Below are 20,481 nucleotides of genomic sequence, written 5' to 3' on the forward strand. Positions count from 1 at the left end.
TTAGAGATTCGCTAGATCGTTGTAACTGCAGTGTTATTCGGCCGAGTACATTTCAGTATAGTCAAAAAAAGCCCGCCGCGGAAAACCGGGCGGGCTAGCTTGTGCATTGGGATCTGGGAGGAAACGAATGCAAGCTTACAAAACCATATTGCGCGGACTGAAGAAATCCCGCTGGGCGCATGGCTGCTATGTCATCGTGGAGGGGCGGCCTTGATAGGTTTGCGCCGCTCCTCCGCCCCGCCAAGGCGCCAGGGATGTCCGTGCATCCGGTTGTCGTTCAGGCCGTCATCGATATCTCGCCCTCGTCCTCGCCCAGCCAGTAGTGAATCCGCTGGGCCCGGACCTTGATCAGCACGATGTTCGGTGTGTCGATGCCGTCCTTGAACCAGCGATCGAGGCTGGAGGTCCAGTGAACCTCGAACTCTGATTTCTCGCGGATCAGCTCGGCATGGCCTTCGACGGAGATGAAGATCGGCGGCTTGCCGAGCAGCCCCTTATTGCCTTGGAAGGACAGCGCAACCTTTGGGTCGGCTTCGATGTCGGCGATGGAGCGGGCTTCCTCGTAGCAAAAGAAGAAGGAGTCGCCGTTGTATTCGACGTCGCCGTTGTTGCTCATCGGGCGGCCGCCGATCTCGCCGCCTGTCGTCTTGGTGAACAGCATGGCAAAGTCGATATCGGCCATCTTGTCCGAAAGATCATCGAGGGTAAGGTCGGTCATGAGCAGGCTCCCATTAACAATACTGGGATGAATGCCGCCGACCGGGCTTTGCTCCCTTGACGCAGGATTTTAGGAACGACGTTCCGCCTTGCCGCCGCTGCCGATCGGGGGCGGGAGGCAAGGGTGTACTTCGCTGACGAGAAAGTGGAGAGCTTCCCGTCGACGAAGCGAGCAATCGACCATATCTGCGTCGGCCACGCCGGTTCAATCTTTCGAATGGTGCAAGAAATGAATGAGCTGACACCGCCGAGCCCGCTGCGCCCGCGCGATAACTGCTACCGGCTCGCCCGCGCCTCGCGGGCGGCCGTCGTCGTCGATGCCGACGATTATTTCCGCTATGCGCGCGCGGCGATGCTGAAGGCGAAGAAGCGCATCGTGCTCGTCGGCTGGGATTTCGACGGACGCATCATTCTTGGCCGGGGCGGCAAGGATGACGTCGCGCCGGAAAGGGTCGGCGAGTTCATCTACTGGTTGGTGCGCCACCGCCCGGACCTCGAAGTCTATCTGCTGCGCTGGGACCTCGGCGCGATCAAGACGCTGTTCCGCGGCTCGACCATCTTCACGATCCTCAAATGGATGGCGCATCCCCGCATCCACACCAAGCTCGACGGGGCGCATCCCGTCGGTGGCTCGCACCACCAGAAGATCGTGGTCATCGACGACAGTTTTGCCTTTTGCGGCGGCATCGACATGACCGAGGACCGCTGGGATACGCGCGAGCACCGGCACGAGGACGACCGGCGCCGGCGGCCGAACGGCACCCGCTACAAACCCTGGCACGACGCGACGACGGCGATCGAAGGCCCGATGGCCGAGGTGCTCGGCAAGATTGCGCGCGACCGCTGGCATCACGCGGGTGGCAAGCCTATGGAGGCTGTCGAGGGAATGGCCTCCTGCTGGCCGGACGGGCTCACCGCGCATTTCGAGGATGTCGAGATGGCGGTGTCGCGTTCCGTGCCGACGATGGACGGCCAAGCCGCCATCCTGGAGGTCGAGCGCCTCTACCTCGACCAGATCGCCCGGGCGAAACGCCACATCTATGCCGAGAGCCAGTATTTCGCCTCCCGCCGCATTGCCGAGGCAATCGCCCGGCGGCTCAGCGAGGCGGACGGGCCGGAGATCGTCGTGATCAATCCCGTCACCGCACAAGGGTGGCTGGAGCCGCTGGCCATGGACACCGCACGCGCACGCTTGCACGAAGCGTTGCGGCGCCGCGATCCACATGGGCGGTTCCGCGTCTACCATCCCTATACCGATGGCGGCGAGGCCATCTATGTGCACGCCAAAATCCTGATCATCGACGACGAGGTGCTGCGCATCGGCTCGTCCAACATGAACAACCGGTCGCTGCGGCTGGACACCGAGTGCGACGTCACCATCGACACCAGCCTCCCCGGCAATGACGGTCTCCATGCCACGATCACCGCTATCCGCCACGATCTTCTGGCCGAACAGCTCGGCGTCGATCCCGCCACTGTCGCGGCTTCGATCGAGGCGACCGGCTCGCTGATTCAAACGATCGAGGCTTTGCGTGGCGAAGGCCGGACGCTGCGCCCCTACACGGCGCCCGATCTCAGCGACGTGGAAACCTGGCTCGCCGACAACCAGATCCTCGATCCCGAGGGGCCCGAGCAGATGTTTGAATCGCTGAGCAAGCGGGGTCTCCTGCGGCGATTGCGGGGCCGGTTGCACCTGCCGCGGCTGCGCCGCCGCAGCAAGGAGAGCCAGCGGCTTCGATAGAACCGGGCCCTTCGGCATAAGCCTCTGCAACGATTGGCATCCCGGCGAGTTGGATGCCAAGCGCCCGCGGAGCGATGTCGTCCGCCTGCGCCAGAGGGTCGTCGCTTGCTCGAACGCAATCCGCAGAGGAATGAGGCTTCGCACGCCAAGCTTCTGGACGTGCTCGCCGATATCTTCCTGCCGGCGGTGCGGCGTCTCGAGGAAAGCTTCGAGGACGTGATGGCTGCCGTCGCGGCGGCCGGCGGCGATCTCTACGCCGGCGATTTGGAGAAGCTCGGCGGCTCGGTTGCCCGGATGAGCGAGAAGGCGCGCTGGATCGATGGGCTAATCCAGTCCCCCGCGGCAGGCGAGGACTTCGGGGCGGCGACGGTCCGGCACGATCTGCGCACGCCGATGTCGGGCGCTCTCGGCTATGCCGAGTTGCTGCTCGAGGAAATGGCCGAGGAGGACGATCACCGTTTCGTTGAGCCCATGGGCCGGCTGATCGGCGAGGCGAACACCGTTCTCAAGGAAATTGGCAATCTTCTGGCCGTCCTCGACGAAGCCTCCGACCGGGCACCAATGCCGCAGAGCGAGCCGCTGCCCGATCAAGCCCCCGCGGTGCCTGTGGATTTCGAGGGGGAGGGGAAACCAGCCACGGGCGTGACGGGCCATGTGCTGGTGGTCGACGACAATGCTTCGATCCGCGATCTTGTGTCCCGGCGCCTGCGAAAGCTTGGCCATACCGTGACCGCCTGCGACAGTGGAGAGGCAGCCCTCGCGCTAACGGAGGCCGAGAACTTCGATCTTGTCATGCTCGACCTGATGATGCCCGGGCTCAGCGGCGTCGAAGTGCTCAACCGCCTGAAGCGGCAACCCCGGGCGGCGGCCCTTCCTGTGATCGTCATGTCGGCGCTGGACGAGGTCGATGCCGCTGTGCGCTGCATCGAGGCGGGCGCCGACGACTATCTGTCGAAGCCGCTCAACGCGACGCTGCTGACCGCCAGGATCGATACGCTGCTGGAGCGCAAGTTCCTGCGCGACCGCGAGCAGGCAACGCTCGCCCGTCTGAAGGAAGAGCAGCTGCGCGCCGACATGCTGCTGCACAACATCTTCCCGGCGAGCGTCGTGAAGCGGCTCGGGGAGGGGGAGGGCATCATCGCCGACCATTTCACCGACGTCGCCGTGCTGTTCTGCGATCTCGTCGGCTTCACGCAGCTCGCCTCGACCTTGTCGCCGATCGAGACGCTGCAGATGTTGAACCGTATCTTCTCTGGCTTCGACGCGCTGGCCGAGCGAAACGGGGTGGAGAAGATCAAGACCGTCGGCGATGCCTATCTGCTCGTCGCCGGCATTCCGGACCCGGTGTCGGACCCGGCCTTCCGGGTCGTGACCATGGCGCGGGAGATGGAGAGTGTGCTGCAGACCATCGACCATGCCGCTTCGCTGCGCTTGCGCATCGGCATCAGCAAGGGGCCGGCGGCGGCCGGCGTCGTCGGCAGCCGCAAACTTTTCTACGACGTCTGGGGCCATACGGTGAACCTTGCGAGCCGCCTCGAAGGCCTTTGTACCCCCGGCCGGATTCTCGTCTCGGCCGCAGTTCGCTCGGCGCTCGAAGGGCGAGTCGATTTCGAGCCGAACGACCCGGTCGAGGTCCGCGGCATCGGGGCGATCGACACCTACTATCTCAGCTGACCGTTCGCACTGCCGTTTCACCCGTCATCGCGCGGATCGCCAATTCCCTTTCCCCCGCCAGCGCCTAACTGCTGCAGCAATCGCCTTCCGGAGAACGTCGTGGACATCGTCACATCGCAAATGCTGAAGCGGGCACTACCGCTGTTCACCACCTTCGCCGTCGGTGTGCTGATCCTCGTGGTCTCGGCCATCCTCTATCTCGGCCGCGAGATCTTCGTGCCCTTTGCGCTGGCCATCCTCCTCAGCTTCGCGCTCGCGCCGATCGTCAACGGACTGCAGCGGATGCGGCTGCCTCAGGGACTGGCGATCATCGGCGCGGTGATCGTCGCCCTCGTCGGGATCATCGCCGCCGGGGTGGTGATCGCCAACCAGCTGGCGGCACTGGCGGCCGAGCTTCCGACCTACCAGAAGACCATGCAGGAGAAGATCCAGGGTCTCGCGAGCTCGACCGAGGGCACCGGCCCCATGGCACGGGGCTTTCGTACCATCCAAGAGCTGATGGCGGACTTCGAGACCCTCGGGTCGAACGATACGGTGAAGGATGCCGCCGCGCAGACCAAGCCGATGATGGTGCAGCTCGACACCGGCGGCAACAGCCTGTCGACAATCTCGACCATCGTATCGCCGCTGCTGCATCCGCTGGCGATGATCGGTATCGTCCTCGTCTTCGCCTGCTTCATTCTCGCCCAGCGTGAGGATCTGAGAAACCGTTTCATCCGCCTTGCCGGCACCGACGACCTTCAGCAAACCACCGGGGCGATCGACGACGCCGCTCGCCGCCTCAGCCGGCTGCTGCTGACCCAGCTGATCGTCAACGTGACCTTCGGCATCGTCATCGGGACAGGCCTCTACTTCATCGGCGTGCCCAGCCCGTTCCTCTGGGGCATTCTCGCCGGCATCATGCGCTTCGTGCCGTATATCGGCGCGTTCATCGGCGCCGCGTTGCCACTTGCGCTGGCCTTTGCGGTCGACCCCGGCTGGAGCATGACGATCTGGGTGATCGTGCTGTTCCTCGCGGTCGAGCCAATCCTTGGCCATGTCATCGAGCCATTGCTCTACGGCCACACCAGCGGCCTGTCGCCGATTGCGGTGATCCTGGCCGCTGCGTTGTGGGCCTTGCTCTGGGGTCCGGTGGGTCTCGTCCTCGCCACCCCGCTGACGATCTGCCTCGTGGTAATGGGGCGCCACATTCCGCGTCTCTCGACGATCGACGTGATCTTCGGCGACCGGCCGGCACTGTCACCCCCGCAGATCTTCTACCAGCGCATGCTGACCGGCTCGACCCGTGAAGCAGGAGACCAGGCGCGTGCCTTCCTGCGCGAGCGGGCGCTGGCGACCTATTATGACGAGATCGCCGTGGAGGGCATGCGCCTTGCCCACGAGGACGTCGCGCGCTTTGCCGTCACCGGGGACCGTCTCGAGGTCCTCAGGCACTCCGCCCTGGACCTCGTCGGTCGGCTCGAGCGGATTCGCAGCCCGGTGCCTTCCGGTGGATCGCTGAACGCTGAAGCGGCCGCAGCCGTTGCGGCGGCAGGTCCGGATCTTGAGGTCGCACACATCGTGCGCCGTCGCGACGAACTGGCGCCTGCCTTCCGGAGCGCGACCCCGGTCGTGTGCGTCTCGGGCATCAGCGCGCTCGACGAGCCGTTGACGGAAATGCTGGCGCAGACGATCCGCAAGCATGGTCTCGGCACCAAGACGACGACCTGGAAGGCTCTGGCCCAGCGCATGCCGACCCCCGCGGAGGCCGATGGCGTCGCGCTGGTTGTGCTGTCGTTCGTGGAGCCGCTCAGCCTCGTGCACCTGCGGCAGGCGGTTCGCCAGGTCCACCGGGTGGCGCCCGCCGCCAAGATAGTCATCGGAATCTGGCGCGAACGGGATCCCGCAATGCTGAAGGAGTTGAAGCGTCGGACGCATGCCGACGCTGTGACCACCACCTTCAACCGCACCCTTGCGGCAGTTCTGGAGCTGTCGGCAGATCAGCCGCTGAGGCTCGAAGGCAAGGGGCTCGATCGCCAGGCTGTCACGCAAGCGGCCTGACCATTACATCAGAAAAAAAGCCACTCTCCGGCATCCGGAGAGTGGCTTTTTTCTTAGAGGGTAGCCGACGCTGTTTCGGACGGAACCAACGCTTCGATCTGTCCGACGAGCTTGGCAAAGTCGACGGGCTTGGCATGGTAGTCGTCGCAACCGGCGGCGATGGTCTTCTCGCGGTCTCCCGACATCGCATGTGCCGTCAGTGCGATGATCGGCATGCGCGGGAGGGAAGAGTCGGCACGGATCGTGCGGGCCGCCGTCCAGCCGTCCATCACAGGCAGGTTCATATCGAGAAGGATGATGTCCGGGTTGGAGGCGCGCGCCTTTTCCACGCCGTCCTGTCCATCATGCGCGAGAATGACGTCATAGCCACGCCGCTTCAGCCGACGGGACAGAAAGTCCCATATTTCCTCGTGATCTTCCACGAGAAGAATGCGTGTCATATGCGTGGCTCCAGTTCGGCTTTGGCAAGGTTCAGTGGCGGATCGCCAACGCTGCCGCGTTGCATGATAACGTGGATCTCGGCAACTAGCTCCCGCAGGGCCACATTGCTCTTCGACAGCACCTGGTCAGCATCGCTCTGAAGCCGCTGCCATTCCTTGGCGGTCAGGTCCTTCGAGCTCAGCACCACGACCGGGATCGATTTCCACTCGGGCTTCGCCCGCAGCTTCTCGAGGAACTCAAAACCATTCATCACCGGCATGACGAGGTCGAGCAGGATCAACGTCGGGATCCGCTCGGCGACTCGTTCGAGGCCAAGCTCTCCGTTGGAGGCGGTGACGACGGGAATGTTCTCCTTGGCCATCAGCGAGGTGAAGCGCTCCAGCGTGTCGGCATCGTCGTCGATGGCGAGGATCAGCCCCTCATTGTCCAGCCGGTAGCGCGCCATCACGTCGCGCAGCCTGTTCCACTCCACCGGCTTCAGGAGATAGTCGGACGCGCCGAGAGAATAGCCGAGATTGTGCTCGTCGATGATCGTGACCATCACCACCGGCACGTTGGCGAGCACCGGATCGGCCCGCAACTCGGTGAGGACGGCCCAGCCATCCATCTTCGGCATGGTGACGTCGAGGATGATCACCGTCGGGTTGATCGCCCGGGCCATTTCGAGGCCCGAAAGGCCGTCGGAGGCGGTACGCACGGCAAAGCCCTCGCGGCTGAGGAAGCGCGTCAAAAGTTCACGGGCATTCGGGTCGTCGTCGATCGCGAGAACAAGGCCGGCATTCTGAGCCGCGCCGGGATCGGGCATGTGCAGGATCTCGGTCTCGTCGACCTTCTCCACGGCGTCAGCGGGGATGCGGATGGTGAAGGCCGAACCCTTACCCTCCTCGCTGCGCGCACCGATATCGCCGCCAAGCAAGCGACAGAAAGCCTTGGTGATGGCAAGGCCGAGGCCGGTGCCGCCGAACTTCCTCGTGGTCGAGGCGTCGGCCTGGGTGAAGCGCTCGAACAGGTTCTCCAGTTGCTGCGGCGTCATGCCGATGCCGGTATCGGAGACCTCGAAGTTGAGCCAGTCCCGCTGCCCGTCGGACGAGCCTTCGACCCGCAGCCGGATCTCGCCATTCTCGGTGAACTTCGAGGCGTTGCTGAGGAGGTTGATCAGGCACTGCCGCAGCTTCACCTGGTCGGTGTGGGCCGCGCCGAGGTCGCCGATCTTCTCGATGACCAGGCGGTTGTCCTTCTTGGAAATCAGCGAGCCAACGGTCGACGTCACCTCGTCGACCACCGTCTCGATGTCGAAGGTCTCGGCATAGATGTCCATCCGATCCGCTTCGATCTTCGACAGGTCGAGGACGTCGTTGATCAGGCTGAGCAGGTGGCGGGCATTGCCCTTGATCTTGCGGATGTCTTTAAGGAGGCCGTCCTCGCCGAGATCCTCGACCTCTTCCTCCAGCATTTCGGCGTAGCCGATGACGGCGCTGAGCGGGGTGCGCAGTTCATGGCTCATATTGGCGATGAACTGGCTCTTCGCCTTGTTCGCCGTCTCCGCCGCGTCCTTGGCCGCCTCCAGCTCGTGCTCGACCGCCAACTGGGTGGTGACATCCGTATTGGTGCCGAACCAGCGCAGCACCTTGCCGCTCCCGTCGCGGATCGGCGTCGCCTGCGACAGGAACCAGCGGTATGAACCGTCGACGCCGCGCAGCGGGAAGGTGTCCTCCCACATCGTGCCTTCGGCAAACTGGCGCTTGAACTGTTCGATCACCCGCGCCTCGTGCTCGGGATGGTGCACTTTGTGCCAACCCCAGCCCTGCATGTCCTCGAGGGTCGTGCCGGTGTAGTCGAACCAGCGCTTGTTGTACCAGAAAATCTCCCCCGACGGTTCCGCCATCCAGGCCAGCTGCGGGATGTTGTCGGCCAGGGCTTCGAACTGCGCACCGGCCTCGCCAAGTTTCTTCTCGGCCTGCCGGAGTTCGGTGATATCAGTGTGCGTGCCAACCCATTCCGCCACTTCGCCCTTGGCATCAAGTGTCGGCGCGGCCTGCACGGCCATCTGGCGCCAGCTGCCATCGGCGCGCCGCAGGCGATGCTCGGTCTTGAAGACAGTCTTTTCGGCGCGGGCGGCCGTCCAGATTTTGAACGTCGAGCTGCGGTCGTCGGGATGGACGGATTCCAGCCAGCCATTGCCGAGGTGCTCGCCCTCGGACTGGCCGGTAAAGCGCATCCAGCTCGCCTGCGGCTGCTCGAAGCGGCCGGAAGCTGGTGCCGTCCAGACGATTGAGGCGGCGGCGTCAATCAGCGAGCGGAAGCGTCCCTCACTTTGTTCGAACCGGCGTTCGGCCTGCTTGCTCTTGGTGGTGTCGATGACCACCAGGCCCAGTACCGGTGCGCCGGCATGTCCTGTCCCCGAGATCGGAAAGGCATTCAGCAGAAGATAGTGTGTCTTGCCACCGACCTCGACCTCGGTCGCGACGTTCGATGTCGAAGAGCCGGCCTTTGCAGCCTTCAGGATGGCTTCGACCGTTCCGCTGTCCTTCGTCTTCGAGAGCAGTGACAGACGGCCGTCGTGGATCAGCAGCTCGGCGAAAGGACGGTTGCGTCGGACGACCTCGAAGCTGCTGTCGAGGAAGCCGATGCCGACCGATGCATTTTCGAGCAGGCTGCCCATGACCTCGGATTGGGCGCGGCTTTCGCGGCGCCGTCGGTAGGCGAGATATGCGAGAAGCAGCGCTGCGGCGACGGCAGCAGCGAAGCCAACCATCTGGAGGGTGCTGGCGAAGCGGCTCCGCTTGAGGTTTTCCGAGATGACGCTGTGCGCCTCGCCGTCGATGACGCCGGCTTTGGCGTCGACCTGGTCCATCAGCCGCTTACCCTCGCCTTCGCCAACGAGGGCGGCAGCGGCCTCGAAGCCTGCGGCCCGGCGCGTCTCGATGACCTTTTTGGCGTAATTGATCTCGGCGGTGACGAGCGCGGTGAATTCGGTGAGGTCGGCCGTCTTCATTCCGCTCCCGGAATAGGTCGAGGTAAGCGAAGCCAGCGCCTTATCAAAGCTCTTCAGCGCCCGGTCGTATGGCTCAAGAAAAGCGTCCGACCCCGTGAGGACAAAGCCGCGCTCGCTGCTCTGGACGCTGGTGACGTTGCTGACGACCCGCTGGACCGCGGCAATGATCTCGGTGTGCCGCGTGCTGGAGGCCGTCGCCCTGCGCATATCGATGACCGTCCAGCCGAAAGCGGCGACGGCGATGATGAGGAGTGCTGCCGCACCCGCCATCCTCCAACCGGGTCCGATGGGAAGACCGCGGAAGCGGGCGGCTTTGGGAATTGATGCGTTCACGCGATGCCCTCGGGAAAATGACTGCCACGCGGGCATAATCACCAGCTAGACCAATAGCGGACAATGGAAAGGCTTTCGCAGCGAGATCAGCTCCTGCGGGCCGTCACACACTGCTTCACATCGAATTGCCAGGACGCGTTTCCTGCCATTTCGTTCGTCGAGCGAAGCGTTTCTGCACCGCACAGCGTGAACCAACCGGCCCCGAGCGCATTCTTAAACCCGAGGACATCATGTCCGCAGCTGATGGAGAATGACCATGGGTAGCACTTCCGACAAGATTTCGGGCCTCGCCAATGAAGCCGCCGGCAATGTGAAGCAGGCAGCTGGCAAGGTTACCGGCAACGACCGCCTTCAGGCCGACGGCAAGGCGCAGGAGCTCAAGGGCGAAGCGCAGCAGGCAGTTGGCGACACCAAGGCTGCGGTCAAGAAAGGCGCGGACGACGTATCGGATGCGGCACACCGCAAGCTCTGATCAGAAGTTGCTAGATGCGAAGCCGGGATCCGAAAGGGTCCCGGCTTTTTTTGTGTGCCAGACCGGCAGCGAAGCTGACGGTGCGGGCAGAGTCGCCAGTGGTCAGCGGCAGATCGTCTTGTAGCGGTCCGGCGGGCCCTTCACCAACTCGCTCGTGCAGTCGAGGCTGGTTTTCAGGGCGCGGCGATTGGCGATCGGCGACATCCGCGTTCCCGATCGACGCTGTGGTCGTATCGCAGTCCGCTCCACAGCTGTGGCCGGGCCGGGCCCGCTCACGCTGGGCGACAGTGGAGCGGCAGCCGACACGCCGTCACGCTGCTCGCAATAGCGCGGGTCTTCCCCGCGCGCCCGCAAGCTGTCCGCCAGTCGCCGACGCTCCCCAGCCGCGTCATAGCCGTCGAGGGCCTTCCGCCAAGCCAGGCAGATATACTCGGTCGAGTTCTCGGAGGAACCCACACTGCCCAGTTCCGGCACGAGGCGCGGAGATGATGCGGGGCTGCAGCCGCTGAGGACGGCAAGGACAAGGATGGAGGCAGTCAACGGTCGTCGCATGGGGCAAGTCTTGCAACGAAAGACCGGACGCCAAAAGGGGGAGGCCGCACTTTTATTCGCAGCTACTAGCCGTTTCTCGCAATTATCTACGACGTGCCTGATCATGGAGTGTTCTGGCGGTGGTAGGCCGAAGGCATTCCCTGCTGGTCCGACCTAAAGCCGCTGCATGTCCGCCAGGCGAGCCAGTTCGTTTGGACGCTCGCTGTGGCCGATGCCGGCCGCTTTCATGCCGAGGAGCATGATGAACAAAGCAAGGCACATGATCGCCCGGAACGCGATCTTGCGCAGCACAACGGAGGTCCAAGCCCGGCTGAAGAGATAGCCGGAGCCGGCGAAGACGACCGAGACAAAGCTGAGGTAATACAGGACCGTCAGAAACATTCGGGCGCTGTGCGTATCGTTCTCGTCGATGGCGAGAATGAAGCTTGCGACAAGCGCGAGCATTACGAGATCAAGCAGGAACTGCCAGTGCGCCACCGCCTTCGCATGCAGATGCTCGAAGGCCTGTGCGCCGGCATTGCCCATATTGACCCGGCGCGCCACCACGCAGAGGGTCGCGGTCAGCAGCGTGGGAAAGACCAGCAGGAGCGGCGCGATGTAGGGCATCATTCTTTTCCGGCATTGATTAGCCGGAACTGTAGCTGGCGCTTGTAAACTTCCTGGAAACGAAAACGGTGGCGTTTTGCTTGCCGTATTCAGGCTGAATTGACTAAAATCATTGCTTTTCGGCCGGCGTAAACCGTCGGCCGCAGTATTCCCACCAAGTTTTCCGTTTCAGTGGGCGTTCGACGGCTGCTTGGCGCGCGCCACGATCTGCGTCGGGTTGACGAAGCGCAGCGCAAGGACCAGCCAGAACAGCGTCGTCACCATGTAGACCACGGCCATCGCGTCGATCGACTGCGAAGCGCGAACCCCGGAGGCGAAGACGGCGTAGTAGAGCGAGACCACCAGCGTCTGGCTGGTCGGGCCGGCGACGAGGAAAGTCAGCTCGAACATCGCAATGGTGCGCACTAGCACCAGCAGCAGCGCGGCCAGCATGCCCGGCAGGAGCAGCGGCAGGAGGATGCGCAGGAAGAGGCTTCCCGTTCCCGCGCCGAAGACGCGCGCCGCCGCCTCGATGCGCGGGTCGATCTGTTCGATGAAGGGAATCATTACCAGCACCACGAAGGGCACCGACGGCACGAGGTTGATCAGCACCACGCCCCAGAAGCCGCCGCCGAGCCCGGCCTGGTAGAGGAGCGTCGCCAGCGGAATGCCGTAGGTCAGCGGCGGCACCAGGAGCGGCAGCAGGAAGACCAGGATGACGAAGCGCTTGCCCGGAAACTCCCGCCGGGCCAGCGCATAGGCCGTGGTGATGCCGATGAGGCCCGACAGAAACGTGACGAGGAAGACGATCTGAAAGGTCACCAGCATGACCTCGGTCAGCTGGAACTCGCTCCAGGCGGCGAAATACCAGCGCGTCGTCCACCCCGTCGGCAGCCAGGTGCCGAGCCAGCGGGTCGCCAGCGAATTGGTGATCACCGTGGCGATGACGCCGAGGAGGTTGAGGACGAAGAGGATCGTCACCGCCCAGATGGCGGTGCGCCAGAGCTTCGAGCCGAGGCCCTTGTCGCGGATCATCGTATCAGCCTTTCGTGCCGCCGGTCGGGCCGCGGTAGAACAGCCGCCGGAGCGCCAGCACCGCCAGCACGATCGCGAGCTGGATCACGCCCATGATGATGGCGATCGCCGAACCAAGGGAGTGGTTGTATTCCTCGAAGGCCGCGGAATAGGCGGCGATCGAGATGACGCGGGTCGGCCCCGCCGGGGCGCCCAGTAGCACCGCCGAGGGGAAGACCGCGAAGGCCTGGACGAAGGCGAGGCAGAAGGTCACCGCCAGTCCCGGCACCAGCAGCGGCAGCAGCACCTTGCGGAAGCGCGCCCAGGCATTTGCGCCGAGCGTCGCCGCCGCCTGCTCGATCGCCGGGTCGATGCCGGTGACGTAGGAGAGGGTGAGGAGGAAGGCGAAGGGGAAGCCGGTGATGAACAGCGAGGCAAAGACGCCCCAGTAGTTGTTGGTGAGCCGGATCGGCGTGTCGAGGATGCCGACGAGGATCAGCGTCCGGTTGAACCAGCCCTGCGGCCCGAGATAGTTGAGGAGGCCTTCCGCCACCAGCACTGTGCCGAGCGTGATCGGCAGGACGAGAAGGATGGTCAGGAGCTTCTGGCGCCGCATCAGCCGGACCCGGAAGGCGATCGGCACGGCCAGCGCAAGGTTCAGGATTGTCACCGGCAGCGCCAGCTTCAGCGTCGCTCCGATGGTGTTGTAGAGGAACGGGTCGGAGAAGAAGCGGCGGTAGTTCTCGAACATCCCCCCGGTTTCGGGCGTCAGCGAGTCCACGAGACCGTAGAGGAAGGGATAGACGAAGAGCGCGATGATCGCGACGAGGCCGGGCAGGACGAGCAGCGTTGTGCCGTCGAAGCCGCGGGCCGCCAGCCGTGTGCGCAGCGATGTCCGGGCGATCGTCCGGGCGATCGGACGAGCCCGTATAACGTCACTCATTGCCGGTCACCGGCGCCAGCGGACCGGCCCGCTGCGCTGCCCGGCTTTGGCCGGTCCGCCGGGAAAACCAGCGTGCGCTGCGGGTCGGCGCGCAGAAGGACCGTGTCGCCGATCTTTACGGCGGCATCGCTGCGGAAATAGACGGGGGCGCCGTCCGGAAGGTTGGCAAGGCCGAAGAAGGCTCTTCCGCGGTACTCGATCGAGCGCACCGTCGCCGTCAGGCCGGGGCCGCCGGCGGACGCGACCAGATCCTCCGGCCGGATCGAGACCGTGACGGCAGCGCCCGGGCTGAGTTCGCCGGGATGGTCGGCCTCAAGCAGGCCACCGCCCGCCGCGATCGTCGTGCGGCCCGCCGCGGTGGCCTGGACGCTGCCGGCGATGCGGGTGCGAAAGCCCATGAAATCGGCGACCTCGATATGGTTCGGCCGCTCGTAGAGATCTTCCGGCGTGCCGGTCTGGCGGATCACGCCCTGGCTCATCACCACGATCCGGTCGGCGAGCGACAGCGCCTCGTCCTGGTCGTGCGTGACGTAGATCGTGGTCGAGCCGATGGCGTCGTGGATGGCGCGGATTTCCGCGCGCATCTCCAGCCGCAGCTTGGCGTCGAGGTTCGACAGCGGCTCGTCCATCAGCACCAGCGCCGGGCGGATGACGATGGCGCGGGCGATGGCGACGCGTTGCTGCTGCCCGCCGGAGAGCTGGCCCGGCAGCTTGTCGCCTTGCTCGCGCAGGCGAACGAGGTCGAGCGCCTGGTCGATCCGGCCCTCGGCCTCGGCTTTCGCGACGCCCTGCATGGCGAGGCCAAAGCCGACATTCTTGCGGATCGTCATGTGCGGGAAGAGCGCGTAGCTCTGAAACACCATGCCGAAGCCGCGCTGCTCCGGCTGCAGTTCGTCGATCCGCCGCCCGTCGAGCCGGATTTCGCCGGAGGTCAGCGGCAGCAAGCCGGCGATGCAGTTCAGCGCCGTCGACTTGCCGCAGCCCGATGGCCCGAGCAGCGCGATGAACTCGCCCTTCTCCACCGTCAGGTCGATGCCGTCGAGCGCGGTATAGGCGCCAAAACTGCGGCGCAGGCCGACCAGCTCGAGCCGGCCGCTGTCGGCAACGGCCAGCGCGGCGCCCGCGCGGGGGGAGGAGGTGGCGTTCATATCAGTCCTTGGATCAGGCAAAGCGGCGGGGCATCGGCCAGAGAGGATGGGGCCGCCGGAGAGGGCGGCCCCAAAGGGCTCAGCTCTTCTTGGCGCCGATGCGCTCGTCCCAGATGCGGAACGCGGCGACGATCTTGTCGGGGTCGAGCGGCACTTCCAGAGGCGTCTCGGCGATCCACTTGTCGTATTCCGGCCGGCCGAACTCCTTGATCGCGTCCTGGCTCTCCTGCGGCGCCATCGACAGCGGCACGTCCTTCACCGCGGGGCCCGGGTAGAAATAACCCTGGTCGTAGGCATAGGCCTGGCTCTCCGGCGTCATCATGAAGTTCATAAGGTCGAGGAGGACGGCGAGCTTTTCTTCCGAGACGCCCTTCGGCACGACCATGTAGTGGGCGTCGGTCACCCAATGGAAGCCGGCGAGCGTGCCGACCTTGGCCTCCGCCGGCACGATGCCGAGGACGCGCGGGTTGATGTCCCAGCCGGTGGTCGACACGACGATGTCGCGGGTGCCTTCGCCGAACTCGCGCATCGTCTGCGTGGTGCCGGTGGCGTAGTACTCGATGTTCTCGCCGAGCGCCTCGAGGAAGGTCCAGGTCTTCTCCCAACCCTTTTCGGGGTCGCGCGGGTCGCTGTCGCCGAGAATGTAGGGCAAGCCCATCAGGAAGGTGCGGCCGGGGCCGGAATTGGCGGGGCGGGCGTAGATGAACTTGTTCGGGTTGGCCTTGGTATAGGCGAGGAGTTCTTCGGCGCTGGTCGGCGGCGTCGCGACGCGGTCCGGCATGTACTCGATCAGCGGGCCGGAGGGGTAATAGGAGACGACGACGCCGCGGTCCTTGGCCATCGCCTGCATCTTGAACGCCTGCGGGATCAGGATGGATTCAAGGTTCGGCAGGTCCGCCTTGTAGGGCGAGAGGTCGGTCCAGATGTCCTGGTCGAGGCCGGCCGAGAGCGCGTCGGTGCCGGTCAGCACAAGGTCGATGTCGAGCCGGCCCGCGGCCTGCTGAGCCTTGAGCTTGGAAGGCAGTTCGGGCGCCGGCGCCTTGGTGAAGGCGATGCGGCTCGCCCATTCGGGCTTCGCCTCGGTGTAGCGCTGCATGGCGGCCTGCGTCAGCGCGAGGTTGCCGGCGACGTCGACGACGGTGATCGTCACCGGGCTCGACGGCGCCTTCAGCGCGGCGAAGGCCTTGCCGCCGAACGGCAGTAGCGAAGCTCCGGCCAGCGCGGCGGAGCCCCCGATGAGATGTCTGCGGTTGATGCGCATGGTGTGTTTCCTCCCAGAAACACCGATCGGCCTCCCGGCCGCCGGTCCGTTGTCAGGTTGTCGTCACAGGCGGTAGGCGTCCTTCGCCAAGCGGTAGGCGAGATCGTGGGCGACTTCCTTCGCCTCGTCCTCGTCCAGCCGGTGGTCGGCGACGAGGCGGGCGAGGCAGGCGCAGTCGACCCTCCGCGCCATGTCGTGGCGGGCGGGGATCGAAAGAAAGGCGCGGGTGTCATCGTTGAACCCGACGGTGTTGTAGAAGCCGGCGGTCTCGGTCGCCGTCTCGCGGAAGCGGCGCATGCCCTCGGGGCTGTCGAAGAACCACCAGGGCGGCCCCAACCGCAGCGCTGGATAGTGGCCGGCGAGCGGCGCGAGCTCGCGCGAATAGGCTGTTTCGTCGAGGGTGAAGAGGATGATGGTGAGGCCCTGCTCGTTGCCGACGGCGTCGAGCAGCGGCTTCAGCGCATGGACGTAGCCGGTGGGGCCGGGGATGTCGGCGCCCTTGTCGAAGCCGAAGCGGGCGAAGACGCCGGCATTGTGGTTGCGCACCGATCCCGGATGGATCTGCATCACCAGCCCGTCGGCAACGCTCATCCGCGCCATCTCCGTCAGCATCTGCGCGCGGAAGGTCTCGGCCTGGTCAGGCGTTGCCGCCCCCGCCACGATCGCGTCGAATAGCGCGGCGGCGTCGGCGGGCGCGAGATCGGCGGTGCGGGCGGTGGGATGGCCGTGGTCGGTCGCGGTGGCGCCGTTGGCAATGAAGAAGGCCCGCCGGCGACGGTGCGCCTCGAGATAGCCGGCATAGCTCGTCGGCTGGCCCTCGATCGCCAGGAACCGCTGCAGCGCGTCGGCAAAGCCCGGCCGCTCGGGGTCGACCACGGCGTCCGGCCGGTAGGTCGGCAGCACCCGTCCGGCCCAGCCGGACGCCCTGATCCGGCGGTGCAGCGACAGGTCGTCGGTCGCCGGATCCGTGGTCGAGATCGCCTGGATGCCGAACCGGTCGAACAAAGCGCGCGGCCTGAGGGCGTCGGTCGGCAAGGCCTCGGCGATGCGGTCGTAGAGAGTGTCGGCATTCTCCGCCGTCAGCCGGTCCTCGATGCCGAACACGCTTTCCAGCGCATGCTCGAACCAGAGCCGCGAGGGCGTCCCGCGGAACAGCCGGTAGTGCTCGGCGAAAATCCGCCAGATCGCCCGCCCGTCGGTCTCGGTCGGCCCGCCGTCGCTGCGCGGAATGCCGAGCTTTTCCAGCGGCACGCCCTGCGAATAGAGCATGCGGAAGATGTAGTGGTCGGGCACAACGAAGAGCTGGGCGGGATCGCTGAACGGCGTGTTGTCTGCGTACCAGGACGGCTCGGTATGGCCGTGCGGCGACAGGATCGGCAGGGCCGCGACCTCGCCGTAGAGGCGCCGGGCGATCGCCCGCGCGTCCGCCTCGATCGGAAACAGCCGATCCGGGTGCAGCGCCATCCCCGTCTCCTCCCACATCCGCCGCGCCGGCGGCTTATTCCTGCTGGGCGCCTTGGCGGTCGCTCTTGGCAGGACCATTGCGCTGATATATTAGAATGTCAACCAAGAGATGAGGGAGACGTCAGTGCCGGATGGATATGTCGCTCCCGGAGGGCATGGCGCGGGCAGCGGCAAGACGGCGGCGGGGCGGCCGCAGCGGATCACCTCGGCCGGCCTGATCTACGCGACGCTGCTCTCCGAGATCGTCGCGCTGGAACTCGCCCCCGGCACGCCCCTGCAGGAAAAGATGCTGGTCGAGCGCTTCGGGGTCAGCCGGACGCCGGTGCGCGAGGCCGTTCTGCGGCTGGCTGAAATGGGGCTCGTCGACATCTTCCCGCAATCCGGCACCTTCGTCTCGCGGGTGCCGGTCAATGCCATTCCCGAGGCCGTGCTGGTGCGCCAGGCGCTCGAGGGCATCACCGTTTCCGCCGCGGCCCGCTCGACGGCGGCCGACCGGGGCCGGCGGCTCGACGCGATCATCGCGCGGCAGCGGCTGATGGACGAGATCGGCGACCTCGGCGGTTTTCACGAGGCCGATGAGGCGTTCCATGCCGAGATCGCCGCGATCGGCGGCCATCCCGGCATCTGGAAGCTCTTGGCCCAGGTAAAGGTTCAGATCGACCGGGCGCGGCGCCTCACCTTGCCGGCCCTCGACCGGATGGGCCAGGTGATCGCCGAGCACGTCGTCATCCGCGACGCCATCGTCGGCGGCGACGTCGCAGCGGCGGCGACGGCGATGGAAGGCCACCTCAACGCGGTCATTCCCGACGTCGCCGAACTGCGCCTCCGCCATCCCGCCTATTTCGCCTGAGCCACGCGCCCTCTATTCTTGTCACTCCGCTCGCACCTCGGGTCCTGCGGCCGGCGCGCCGCCACGGCGAGGGGACGGCGCGGGCGCCCCGTTCGATGCCACCAGAGGAAGATCCCATGCGCATCCTCGATACCCATCTCCACCTCGTCTACCCCGACCGCCTCGCCTATCCCTGGCTGGCGGGCGCGCCGGCGCTGAACCGGCCCTGGTCGGTCGAGGCCTATTTCGCCGAGGCCGAACCGCTCGGAATCGCCTCGGCGCTGCACATGGAAGTGGACGTCGCGGAAGCCGACCAGGCGGCGGAAACGGCGCTGGTGCTGGGGCTCGAACCGCGGGTGATCGGCGCCGTGGCCGCCTGCCGGCCGGAGCATGCCGACTTCCCGGCGGCGCTGGAGCGGCTGCAGGCCATTCCCGGCGTCCGGGGCCTGCGCCGTATCCTGCATGAATCGCCGGACGATCTCTCGGCCTCCGCCCGCTTCACCGACAACATCCGCCGCATCGGACCGACCGGCCTCAGCTTCGATCTCTGCGTGCAGGCGCGGCAGTTGCCGATCGGCCGGGCGCTGGCCGAGCGCTGCCCGGACGTCTCCTTCGTCCTCGACCATTGCGGCAACCCGCCGATCGCCACCGGCGACCTCGACGTCTGGCGGGCCGACATCGCCGCCATCGCCGCCCTGCCGAACGTCGCCGGCAAGATCTCCGGCATCGTCAACCACGCCGCCGCCGGCTGGACGCCGGAGGATCTCCGCCCCGTGGTCGAGCACATTGTCGCCTGTTTCGGCTGGGACCGCCTCGTCTGGGGCAGCGACCATCCGGTCGCGACCCTCGGCGGCGGGCTGACGGTCTGGGTCGAGGCTGTCCGGACGATCGTTGTTGGCTGCAGCGAGGACGAACAGGCCCGCCTCTTCCACCGCAATGCCGAGCGGATCTACCGGCTGGGGTGACGCTGCGGAATTTCAGCTCGGTCATCCCGGCTTCCCGGGATGACGGTTTCAGCGTTTGCGCTTCGGCCTCAGCCGCGGGCGCTTAGCCTCACCCCCGGCCGAGCGTCGGGTGCTCCAGCGTGCGGATGATGCCGCGCAGTTCCGCCAGGCCCTTCAGCCGGCCGACCAGCGAGTAGCCGGGATTGGTCTTCTTGGTGATGTCGTCGCCGAGGAGGTGGCCGTGGTCGGGCCGGAACGGGATCGGCTTGTTGTCGCCCGCCGCCCGGCGCCGGCCTTCCTCGCGCAGGAGGAGGTCGATCACCGCCACCATGTCGGTCCCGCCCTCGAGATGCTCGTCCTCGACGAAGGAGCCGTCCGGCTCGACGGTGACGTTTCTGAGGTGGACGAAGTGGATGCGCTCGGCGAACTCGCGCACCATGGCGGTGACGTTGTTGTCGGCCCGCGAGCCGTAGGAGCCGGTGCAGAGCGTGATGCCGTTGGCCGGGCGGTCAACGGCCGAGAGGATCGCCCGGACGTCCGCGGGCGTCGAGACGACGCGCGGCAGGCCGAACAGCGAGAACGGCGGGTCGTCGGGATGGATGGCGAGCTGGACGCCGACTTCCTCGGCCACCGGCACCACCTCCCGCAGGAAAGTCTTGAGGTTCTCGCGCATCGCGTCGTCGGAGAGGCCGTCATAGTCGGCGATCAGCCGACCGATCGAGGCGCGGTCATAGCTTGCCTCGCCGCCGGGCAGGCCGCGGATGATGTTGGCTTCGAGCCGGTCGATCGCCTCGGTGTCCATGCCCTCGATCCGCTGGCGGGCTTTCTCGATGAGATCGGCGGGATAGCTTGCCTCGGCGTTCGGCCGCCGGAGCACGAAGACGTCGTAGCCGACGAAGCTCACCATGTCGAAGCGCAGCGCGAGACCCGAGGTCGGCATGCGGTAGTGCAGGTCGGTGCGCGTCCAGTCGACCACCGGCATGAAGTTGTAGCAGACGGTCTTGATCCCGGCGCGGCCGAGGTTGGCAAGTGTGTCCTTCCAGGCGCCGATCGCGCGCGGGGCGTCGGCGTTGCCGAGCTTGATCGCGTTCGGCATCATGATGCTCTCGCAGACGCTCCAGACGAGACCGCCGGCCTCGATCACAGCCTTGCGCTCGGCGATCTGCTCAGCCGTCCACGCAATGCCGGGCGCGATCTGGTGCAGCGCCGAGACGATGCCCGTCGCGCCGGCCTGCCGGACGTTATCGAGGCTGACGGGATCATTGTCCCCGAACCACCGCCATGTCTGTTCCATCTTGCCTCTCCCTTATCCCTCTGCCCCGATCCCC

General features: G+C 65.8%; 16 protein-coding genes. 6 read left to right on the plus strand and 10 right to left on the minus strand.

Features of this window, described 5'->3' with window-relative positions; all coding sequences use genetic code 11:
* Nucleotides 1–277: 277 nt before the first annotated feature.
* A complete protein-coding gene (locus ACZLZY_RS19255; RefSeq protein ID WP_472935661.1) occupies nt 278–718 on the minus strand; it encodes a pyridoxamine 5'-phosphate oxidase family protein in 441 nt (146 codons plus the stop codon).
* Nucleotides 719–946: 228 nt separating this feature from the next.
* Between ACZLZY_RS19255 and ACZLZY_RS19260 the strand changes: the two genes are divergently transcribed.
* The 3 genes from ACZLZY_RS19260 to ACZLZY_RS19270 all read left to right on the plus strand — a co-directional run bounded on the left by ACZLZY_RS19260 (nt 947) and on the right by ACZLZY_RS19270 (nt 6,172).
* Nucleotides 947–2,458, plus strand: coding sequence for a phospholipase D-like domain-containing protein (locus ACZLZY_RS19260; protein WP_472935662.1), 1,512 nt, complete (start codon nt 947–949; stop codon nt 2,456–2,458).
* 105 nt (nt 2,459–2,563) lie between these two features.
* Nucleotides 2,564–4,132 carry an adenylate/guanylate cyclase domain-containing protein gene (locus tag ACZLZY_RS19265; RefSeq protein WP_472935663.1) on the plus strand — a complete coding sequence of 523 codons (1,569 nt, stop codon included), beginning with the start codon at nt 2,564–2,566 and terminating at the stop codon, nt 4,130–4,132.
* Nucleotides 4,133–4,231: 99 nt separating this feature from the next.
* The gene (locus ACZLZY_RS19270; protein ID WP_472935664.1) at nt 4,232–6,172 is read left to right on the plus strand and encodes an AI-2E family transporter; all 1,941 of its coding nucleotides are present in this window, start codon (nt 4,232–4,234) and stop codon (nt 6,170–6,172) included.
* A 53-nt stretch (nt 6,173–6,225) separates the two neighbouring features.
* Here the strand turns inward: ACZLZY_RS19270 and ACZLZY_RS19275 are convergent, their stop codons facing one another.
* Together ACZLZY_RS19275 and ACZLZY_RS19280 are read right to left on the minus strand one after the other, a co-directional pair.
* A complete protein-coding gene (locus ACZLZY_RS19275; RefSeq protein WP_472935665.1) occupies nt 6,226–6,612 on the minus strand; it encodes a response regulator in 387 nt (128 codons plus the stop codon).
* Complete coding sequence (locus ACZLZY_RS19280) at nt 6,609–9,878, minus strand: response regulator (protein ID WP_472935666.1); 3,270 nt, start codon at nt 9,876–9,878, stop codon at nt 6,609–6,611. The genes ACZLZY_RS19275 and ACZLZY_RS19280 overlap by 4 nt, the downstream gene beginning before the upstream one ends.
* A 319-nt stretch (nt 9,879–10,197) precedes the next feature.
* Between ACZLZY_RS19280 and ACZLZY_RS19285 the strand changes: the two genes are divergently transcribed.
* A complete protein-coding gene (locus ACZLZY_RS19285; RefSeq protein ID WP_472935667.1) occupies nt 10,198–10,413 on the plus strand; it encodes a CsbD family protein in 216 nt (71 codons plus the stop codon).
* 705 nt (nt 10,414–11,118) lie between these two features.
* On the opposite strand, the gene ACZLZY_RS19290 is transcribed toward ACZLZY_RS19285, so the two are convergent.
* From ACZLZY_RS19290 to uxaC, 6 genes are all read right to left on the minus strand, one after another.
* Nucleotides 11,119–11,571, minus strand: coding sequence for a hypothetical protein (locus ACZLZY_RS19290; protein WP_472935668.1), 453 nt, complete (start codon nt 11,569–11,571; stop codon nt 11,119–11,121).
* A gap of 168 nt (nt 11,572–11,739) precedes the next feature.
* On the minus strand, nt 11,740–12,585 hold the full coding sequence (locus ACZLZY_RS19295) for an ABC transporter permease (protein ID WP_472935669.1): 846 nt from the start codon (nt 12,583–12,585) through the stop codon (nt 11,740–11,742).
* A 4-nt stretch (nt 12,586–12,589) separates the two neighbouring features.
* Nucleotides 12,590–13,507 (minus strand): ABC transporter permease, encoded by a 918-nt coding sequence (locus tag ACZLZY_RS19300; RefSeq protein WP_472935670.1) that lies wholly within the window; start codon nt 13,505–13,507, stop codon nt 12,590–12,592.
* Nucleotides 13,504–14,655: an ABC transporter ATP-binding protein gene (locus ACZLZY_RS19305; protein ID WP_472935671.1), complete on the minus strand. Its 1,152-nt coding sequence runs from the start codon at nt 14,653–14,655 to the stop codon at nt 13,504–13,506. The genes ACZLZY_RS19300 and ACZLZY_RS19305 overlap by 4 nt, the downstream gene beginning before the upstream one ends.
* Before the next feature lie 79 nt (nt 14,656–14,734).
* Nucleotides 14,735–15,916 (minus strand): ABC transporter substrate-binding protein, encoded by a 1,182-nt coding sequence (locus ACZLZY_RS19310; RefSeq protein WP_472935672.1) that lies wholly within the window; start codon nt 15,914–15,916, stop codon nt 14,735–14,737.
* A 63-nt stretch (nt 15,917–15,979) separates the two neighbouring features.
* Nucleotides 15,980–17,380 carry a glucuronate isomerase gene (gene uxaC, locus ACZLZY_RS19315; RefSeq protein WP_472935673.1) on the minus strand — a complete coding sequence of 467 codons (1,401 nt, stop codon included), beginning with the start codon at nt 17,378–17,380 and terminating at the stop codon, nt 15,980–15,982.
* A 109-nt stretch (nt 17,381–17,489) separates the two neighbouring features.
* On the opposite strand from uxaC, the gene ACZLZY_RS19320 reads away from it, so the two are divergent.
* On the plus strand, nt 17,490–18,230 hold the full coding sequence (locus ACZLZY_RS19320; protein WP_472935674.1) for a GntR family transcriptional regulator: 741 nt from the start codon (nt 17,490–17,492) through the stop codon (nt 18,228–18,230).
* A gap of 116 nt (nt 18,231–18,346) precedes the next feature.
* Nucleotides 18,347–19,174 (plus strand): amidohydrolase family protein, encoded by an 828-nt coding sequence (locus ACZLZY_RS19325; protein ID WP_472935675.1) that lies wholly within the window; start codon nt 18,347–18,349, stop codon nt 19,172–19,174.
* A gap of 88 nt (nt 19,175–19,262) precedes the next feature.
* Here the strand turns inward: ACZLZY_RS19325 and uxuA are convergent, their stop codons facing one another.
* The gene (uxuA, locus tag ACZLZY_RS19330) at nt 19,263–20,447 is read right to left on the minus strand and encodes a mannonate dehydratase (RefSeq protein WP_472935676.1); all 1,185 of its coding nucleotides are present in this window, start codon (nt 20,445–20,447) and stop codon (nt 19,263–19,265) included.
* Nucleotides 20,448–20,481 lie beyond the last annotated feature (34 nt).

The sequence above is a fragment of the Mesocryomonas lacus genome (assembly GCF_055730135.2).